This window comes from Leifsonia sp. HAY1-4F (assembly GCF_056755275.1).
The window spans coordinates 22903-29586 of record NZ_JBNDHX010000040.1 but is presented as its reverse complement, the minus strand read 5'-3'; the positions used below and the strand labels follow the sequence as shown (position 1 = coordinate 29586).

The window sequence follows — 6684 nt, the reverse complement described above, 5'->3', positions numbered from 1 at the left end:
TCCGTCGTCGGCAGCGTCAGATGTGTATAAGAGACAGGAGCAGCTGCAGCACGCCCTGGTTGGACTGGTTCGCCTGGGCGAGCATCGCCGTGCCGGCCTGCGACAGGATGTTGGAGCGTGTGTACTTCACCATCTCCTCCGCCATGTCGGTGTCCGTGATGCGGCTGGACGCGGCCGAGAGGTTCTCCTTCGAGACGTTCAGGCTGCGGACAGCGGACTCGAAGCGGTTCTGCGATGCTCCGAGCTGCGACCGGGCGGTCGAGATCGCGGTGATCGCCGTGTCGATCGCCGTGATCGTGGTGTTCGCCGTCGCGTTGCTGGTGACGTCGAAGCCGGTGGCGCCCGCCGCGCCGGACAGGGTGCCGACGGCGGTGGCGACATCGGCCAGGCCGACCTGGATGGTGTCGTTCGCGGTGGAACCGGCGCCCACCTGGAAGTTCAGCGAGCCGCCCTTGAGCAGGTCGATCCCGTTGAAGTTGGTTCCGTTGGTGATGCGGTCGAGCTCCTTGCCCAGCTCGTCGGCCTCCGTCTTGATGGCCGAGCGCGAGGTCGCGTTGTTCGAGTCGTTTCCGCCCTGCACCGCGAGGTCGCGCATGCGCTGCAGGATGGAGTGGACCTCGGTCAGCGAGCCTTCCGCGGTCTGCACGACGCTGATGCCGTCCTGAGCGTTGCGGGCCGCGACGGTGAGACCGCCGACCTGCGCCTTCAGGCCCTCCGAGATGGCGAGGCCTGCCGCGTCGTCCGCCGCACGGTTGATGCGGAGGCCGCTGGAGAGCTTCTCGAGCGACTTCGAGAGCTCGTTCTGCGTGTTGTTCAGGTTGCGGTAGGCGTTGTTCGCCGCCACGTTGGTGTTGATCTGCATACCCATGATGTTTCCTCCATGACTGGGTGGTGTTCGCGGCCCGTCCGTGGTCCGCATGAGCCTCTATCGGCGGCTCGCCGCATCCCGTTAGCTCAGGATGCGCGGGCCGAGCTCGGCGAGGTGGGGGAGAGGCGCGAGACGCCCGCCACCGCGTGCTGCGCCAGGCGTGCGAGGTAGGCGCTGCGCCGCGCCTGGGACGCCTTCGCCTCGAGGATCGGGTCGCCGTCGTCCGCGTAGTGGGTCGCCATCCCTTCGCGCATCAGCCGGATGGCCTCCGAACGCTGCTGGGACACGGCCGAGTGCGTGATCCCGAGCTCGTCTGCGATCTCGGTGACCGTCCGGTCGTCGAAGTAGATCGCCTCGACGATGGACCGCATCCGGTCGGGGAGGGCCGCGACCGCAGCGCGCACGTACGCGGTCTGCTCGTTCGCCAGCAGCGAGTCCTCGGGGCCGGCCAGGTCCGTGACGAGCAGCGGTTCGACCGTCTCGTCCAGCGCGCTGACCGTGCGAGCGGCGTCGGCGAGACCAGCGGCCGCCGTCTCGCGGTCGACGCCGAGCGCGTCGGCGATCTCGTCCACGCTGGGGGTTCGCCCGAGGGCCGCGCTCAGGCTGTCCTGCACGGCCAGCGTCTCCTTGATGCGCTTGCGGGCCGAGCGGGTCGCCCAGTCGGACGCCCGCAGTTCGTCGGCGAGCGCGCCGAGGATGCGCGTGCGGGCATATGCGCCGAAGGGGACACCCAGAGTCGCGTCGTACGCGCCCGCCGCCAGGACGAGTGCGACGGCGCCCGCCGAGGCCAGGTCGTCGCGGGAGAGGTGCGTGGCGCGCGAGCACAGGTCGGAGACCAGGTAGCCGACCAGCGGCAGGTTCTCCACGACGAGCGTGTTGCGTTCGATCCGGTTCACGCTGGGTGACCCCTCTTCATCGGACGGGTACCGGCTGGCGGCCTCCGGGAAGGCGTTCACGGTACTCGGGCGGTGCGGCGGATGCTCGGACTTAGTCGGGTGCCGAACGAGTGCTAGGAGTCTTGCGGTGTTTACGGTAACAATTCGAGGTCGTTCAGGTCGCACTCGCGGTGTCCCCATTAGGGGGCAGACCGTACCCCCAGTACGGGGAATACTGTCAGGCCACCGAAAAGCGGTAGGTCGCGCGGCGCGGCCGGCGGCTGCGCGCCTAACATCGGGCGCAGGCGTGCCGATGGTCTGATGTGGCGGGGACACCATCCACCGACTTTCAGACCGAGGAGACCAGGTGCGCACATCGACTCACGAGGAAGTTGGTAGCGACATGGCCGCGAGCGAGCTCTCAGCGCAGCTCTGGAAGGAGCGCGAGCTCCTCGAGCTCCTGTTGTTCAAGCTCGAGGAGGAGCAGCTGCTGCTGATCGCGGGGAAGTCGCGCTGGATCTCGCACGCCACGCGCGAGGTGGAGCAGGTCATCGAGCGGATGCGCACCACGGGTCTCGCCCGGACGGTCGAGGTGGCCGCGCTCGCGGAGGAGTGGGGGCTCGGTCAGGATGCGACCCTCCGCGAACTGGCGAGCGCTGCCCCCAACGGCATCTGGTCCGACATCCTCGGCTCGCACCTGACGGCCATGACCGAGCTGACCGCCCAGATCGCCGAGGTGCGCGACACCAACGAACGACTGCTGCGCGAGGCGGCCCGCTCCACCCAGGAGACGCTGAGCTCCCTGTCGCGCACCGGGGACGATGCCGGCGTCTACGGCGCCGGCGGAGCGGGGAGCATCGGGGATACGGCCCGCTTCTTCGACACGGAGGCCTGAGTGAGCACGTTCGGCGCGCTGAACACCGCGTACACGGGGCTCGTGGCGGCGAAGGCGGGATTGGATGCGGTCGGCCAGAACCTGGTCAACGCCAACACGCCCGGCTACACCCGGCAGCGGGTTGCGACCTCGGCAGTGCCCGCGCTCGCCTCCGCCGGGCTGTTCAGCGGCGGCGTCCGGCCGGGCCAGGGCGTCACCGTCGACGGCATCCAGCGGCTGGACGATGCCGGTCTCGACGCGCGCGTCCGCACCACGTCCGCCTTGTCCGGTTACACCAGCACCCGTGCGGACGCGCTCTCGACGCTGGAGTCGTCGTTGAACGAGCCCGGCACGGACGGCCTCTCGGCGCAGCTGCAGAAGTTCTGGTCCGCGTGGGGCGACGTCTCCAACCAGGCGGGCGAGCAGGCGCCCGCCGGCGTGCTGCTCGGCGAGGCGGCCAGCCTCGTCACCCAGCTCCAGACCGGCTACCGCGCCGTGGACGACCAGTGGAGCGCCCTGCGGGACTCCCTGGATGGCATGGCCGCCGACCTGAACACCGCCGCCGCCGCCGTCGCCGATCTCAACGGCCGCATCCGCACGTCCCTCGCCGCGGGCCAGTCGGCGAACGAGCTGCTGGACCGTCGCGACGTGCTCACCGCATCCATCGCCAAACTGGCCGGGGGAGTGGTGCGGCCGAACGAGGACGGCACCGTGGATGTGCTGGTCGGCGGGAACGCGCTGGTCTCGGGCACCACCGCGAACGCCGTGAAGGTCGCCGGCGCGACCCGGATGGCCGACGCCGCCGCCGATCCGGCGCGCGTCGAGTGGGCCTACCGGCCGGGCGCGGCGATCGCTCTGGAGGGCGGATCCATCGCGGGCGCCGTTTCCACGCTCGCGCCCGCCGACGCATCCGGTACCGGGGGAGCGCTCGCCGAGGCCGCCGCGGGCTACAACGCCTTCGCCGTGACGCTCGCCCAGCGGGTCAACGCCGTCCACCAGACCGGTACGACGCCCACCGGGGCCACCGGCCTGGACTTCTTCGCGATCGACGCGTCGCAGCCGGCCGCCCTCGGCCTGTCCGTCGTCCCCACCGGCGTCGGCCAGATCGCGACGGGCGCAGCGGGCGCCGGCGGGACGGACGGCAGCGTCGCCGACGCGATCAGCCAGCTCGGCACGGGGCCGGACGCCGTCGACAAGCAGTGGGCCGCCTTCGTGGTCCGGATCGGCGTGGCCAGCCACACCGAGAAGCAGCAGTCCGATCTCGCGGACCTGGCCACGACCTCCGCCGTGAACGCGCAGGTGGCCGGCGCGTCCGTCGACCTCGACGAGGAGAACATGAACATGCTCTCGTTCCAGCACGCCTACCAGGGCGCTGCGCGCGTGATGACCGCCATGGATGAGGCCATCGACGTGCTCATCAACCACACCGGAATCGTCGGGAGGTAGCCGTGATCAGCAGAGTGACCAACGCGACCCAGACCCTGAACGCCCAGCGCAACCTGCAGCTGAGCCTGCAGCGCCAGGCCGAGCTGTACGACCAGGCGAGCAGCCGTCGCCTGCTCACCAAGCCGTCGGACGACCCGACGGCCACGGCGAGCGCCCTCGGTGTCCGCTCCGATCAGGCGACCACTGCGCAGTACCAGCGGAACGTGAGCAACGGCGACGCCTGGCTGACAACTGCGGACTCGGCGCTGACGTCCGTCGAGACGCTCATGCACCGCGTCCGGGACCTGACCGTGCAGGGAGCCAACGACGGCGCGATGTCCCCCGAAGCCAAGGCCTCGATCGCCACCGAGCTGGACGGCCTGAAGAAGAGCCTGCTCTCGCTCGCGAACACCACGTACCTGGGCCGGACCGTCTTCGCCGGCAACTCGGATGCCGGGGTCGCCTTCCAGCCGGACTACTCGTTCACGGGCGCCCCGGGAAGTACAGTGGAGCGCAGGATCGGGCCCGACACGACCGTGCGGGTGGATGCGGACGGCGCCGCCGCCTTCGGGACAGGCGCTTCGTCCGTGTTCGCGCTGATCGACGGCACCGTGAGCGACCTGCGCGGCGGCGTCAACGTCACCCCGCGCCTCGCGCAGATCGACGACAGGATGAAGGCCATCGTGGGAGAGCACGCTGAAGTGGGCGGCCGCCAGACCCGCATCGACAAGGCGACCGACGCCCTCGCCGTCGGCGCGAACGCCCTGGAGGCCCAGCGCTCCTCCCTCGAGGATGTGGACTTGAGCAAGGTGATCCTCGACCTGAAGACCCAGGACGTGAACTACCAGACCGCCATCGCCGTCACGGCTCGCGTCCTCCAGCCCACCCTCATGGACTTCCTGCGATGAGCGCCGTCCGCTTCCTCGCCCCGCCGCCCGGGCTCGAGCCGCTCGACGCCTTCGACCTGGACGCGGTGTCCGGTGCCGACGGCCTCTTCACCCTGTCCTCGATCGAGCGCCCGGAGATCCGCCTGTTCGTCATCGACGCCGAGCGCCACCTCCCCGGCTACGCGCCCGAGCTGCCCGACGACCGCGCAGCCGAGCTCGGCATCCTCGAGGCGGCGGACGCCCTGCTGCTCGTCGTGGTGACCCCGTCGCCCGAGGGCAGCACCGTGAACCTGCTGGCGCCGGTCATCGTGAACCGTTCGTCGGGAGCGGCACTGCAGCTCGTCCTCGACGACGACGCGTTCCCCGTGCGCGCGGAGCTGGCGGCCCTGGCCGCCGCCTAGCGGCCCTGGCGGTCCTGGCCGCCGCCTAGCGGCGTCCGGTCAGCCGGCCTTCTTCCTGGGGCAGGGCGCCGCCTTCGTCATGGCGTCGATGGTCTGCTGCTCCGACCAGGGGAGCGAGGCGACGACCTTGGCGCCCTTCTGCTTCGCCGGGACCTTGGAGACGACCGAGGCGAGCCGCTGGGCGAGAGACTGCGCGAAGGCAGGACCCGGAGTGGAGTTGTTGAGCGCCACCACGATCGTCAGACCCGACGCCGGGTCGGCGAACAGCGCCGAGCTGTAGCCGGGGATGGCGCCGCTGCTGCCGCGAAGCGGCCCGAGCAGCTGCACGCCGAGGCCGTAGCGCTGCCACGACTCGCCGTCCACGACGGCGTCCAGCTGGTCGGTGCGCGACTTCTTGCTCAGGAGGCTCCCGGTGGCGAGCGCCTGCGCGAAGTTCTTCAGGTCGGGAACGTTCGACACAACACCGCCGGCCGTCCAGCCCTGTGACGGCGACAGTCGGCTGACGTCGCGCATCGGTGTGCACACGATCGCGCCGGCCGCATCCACCCCGACCGAGTACCCGGCGGCGTGCGGACCGGGCACGCTGAGCTGGGAGCTCGACGGAAGGGAGCTCGCCGTCATGCCCAGCCGGTCGAAGACGTACTGCTTGTACAGGTCCGGCCAGCTCCGCTCCGTCACGTTCTGCAGCGCCATCCCGACCAGCACCGCGTTCGTCAGAGAACGCCCGTACTTCTCGCCGGGGGTCCCGTAGCGCTGCGTCGCGATGCCGTCGCTCGCCAGTTCCAGGGGCGGCCACTGCCGTGCCGGGTTCATCAGGAACTCGGCGTTCAGCTGCCCGGCGTAATCGCCGATCCCCGAGGTGTTCTGGCAGAGCTCGCGCATGGTGACGCCCTCCACCCCGATCAGACCCGGCACCCACTTGGCGACCGGGTCGTCGAGACCCAGACGTCCCTCGTCCACGAGCTCCAGCAACACGGTGCACGTCATCGGCACGGTGTTCTGGCCGATGCGGAAGGTCATGTCCGCCTTCACCGGGGTGGAACCTCCACGGGTCGTGGTGCCCATCGCCGCGGTCCAGCTGCCCGCCCACGGAGCCCACACTCCAGCGAAGCCGGCGGAGGCATCGGCGAGGCCCATCGCGTCCGTGACGGCCGTCGACAGACGCTTCTCGACATCCTTCGAGAAGCCGCCGGGCTGCTGCTGGGGGAGGTCGGCGCGGCCCACGGTCGATGTGCATCCGGTCAGGATGAGTGCCACGAACCCCGCGGCAGCGGCGAGCGCGAACCGCCCGAACTTCGTGTCACGTTGCATCGCTGCATCCCCCGACGGTCGCCCTGCGTGGTCCAGCGATTGT

General features: G+C 70.4%; 7 protein-coding genes. 4 read left to right on the top strand and 3 right to left on the bottom strand.

Features of this window, described 5'->3' with window-relative positions:
* Positions 1 to 16 precede the first annotated feature (16 nt).
* Together ACPYOG_RS09735 and ACPYOG_RS09730 are read right to left on the bottom strand one after the other, a co-directional pair.
* Positions 17 to 868, bottom strand: a complete 852-nt coding sequence (locus ACPYOG_RS09735) for a flagellin N-terminal helical domain-containing protein (protein ID WP_481294028.1) — start codon at positions 866 to 868, stop codon at positions 17 to 19.
* A gap of 86 nt (positions 869 to 954) precedes the next feature.
* Positions 955 to 1764, bottom strand: a complete 810-nt coding sequence (locus ACPYOG_RS09730) for a sigma-70 family RNA polymerase sigma factor (RefSeq protein WP_481294027.1) — start codon at positions 1762 to 1764, stop codon at positions 955 to 957.
* A gap of 382 nt (positions 1765 to 2146) precedes the next feature.
* Between ACPYOG_RS09730 and flgN the strand changes: the two genes are divergently transcribed.
* From flgN to ACPYOG_RS09710, 4 genes are read left to right on the top strand one after another with little or no spacing between them, the layout of a single operon-like run.
* On the top strand, positions 2147 to 2638 hold the full coding sequence (gene flgN, locus ACPYOG_RS09725) for a flagellar export chaperone FlgN (RefSeq protein ID WP_481294031.1): 492 nt from the start codon (positions 2147 to 2149) through the stop codon (positions 2636 to 2638).
* Positions 2639 to 4063: a flagellar hook-associated protein FlgK gene (gene flgK, locus ACPYOG_RS09720; RefSeq protein ID WP_481294026.1), complete on the top strand. Its 1425-nt coding sequence runs from the start codon at positions 2639 to 2641 to the stop codon at positions 4061 to 4063.
* A gap of 2 nt (positions 4064 to 4065) precedes the next feature.
* Complete coding sequence (gene flgL, locus ACPYOG_RS09715; RefSeq protein ID WP_481294025.1) at positions 4066 to 4950, top strand: flagellar hook-associated protein FlgL; 885 nt, start codon at positions 4066 to 4068, stop codon at positions 4948 to 4950.
* On the top strand, positions 4947 to 5330 hold the full coding sequence (locus ACPYOG_RS09710; protein ID WP_481294024.1) for a flagellar assembly protein FliW: 384 nt from the start codon (positions 4947 to 4949) through the stop codon (positions 5328 to 5330). Before flgL ends, ACPYOG_RS09710 begins: the two co-directional genes overlap by 4 nt.
* A gap of 39 nt (positions 5331 to 5369) precedes the next feature.
* Here the strand turns inward: ACPYOG_RS09710 and ACPYOG_RS09705 are convergent, their stop codons facing one another.
* Positions 5370 to 6641: a serine hydrolase domain-containing protein gene (locus tag ACPYOG_RS09705; protein WP_481294023.1), complete on the bottom strand. Its 1272-nt coding sequence runs from the start codon at positions 6639 to 6641 to the stop codon at positions 5370 to 5372.
* Positions 6642 to 6684 lie beyond the last annotated feature (43 nt).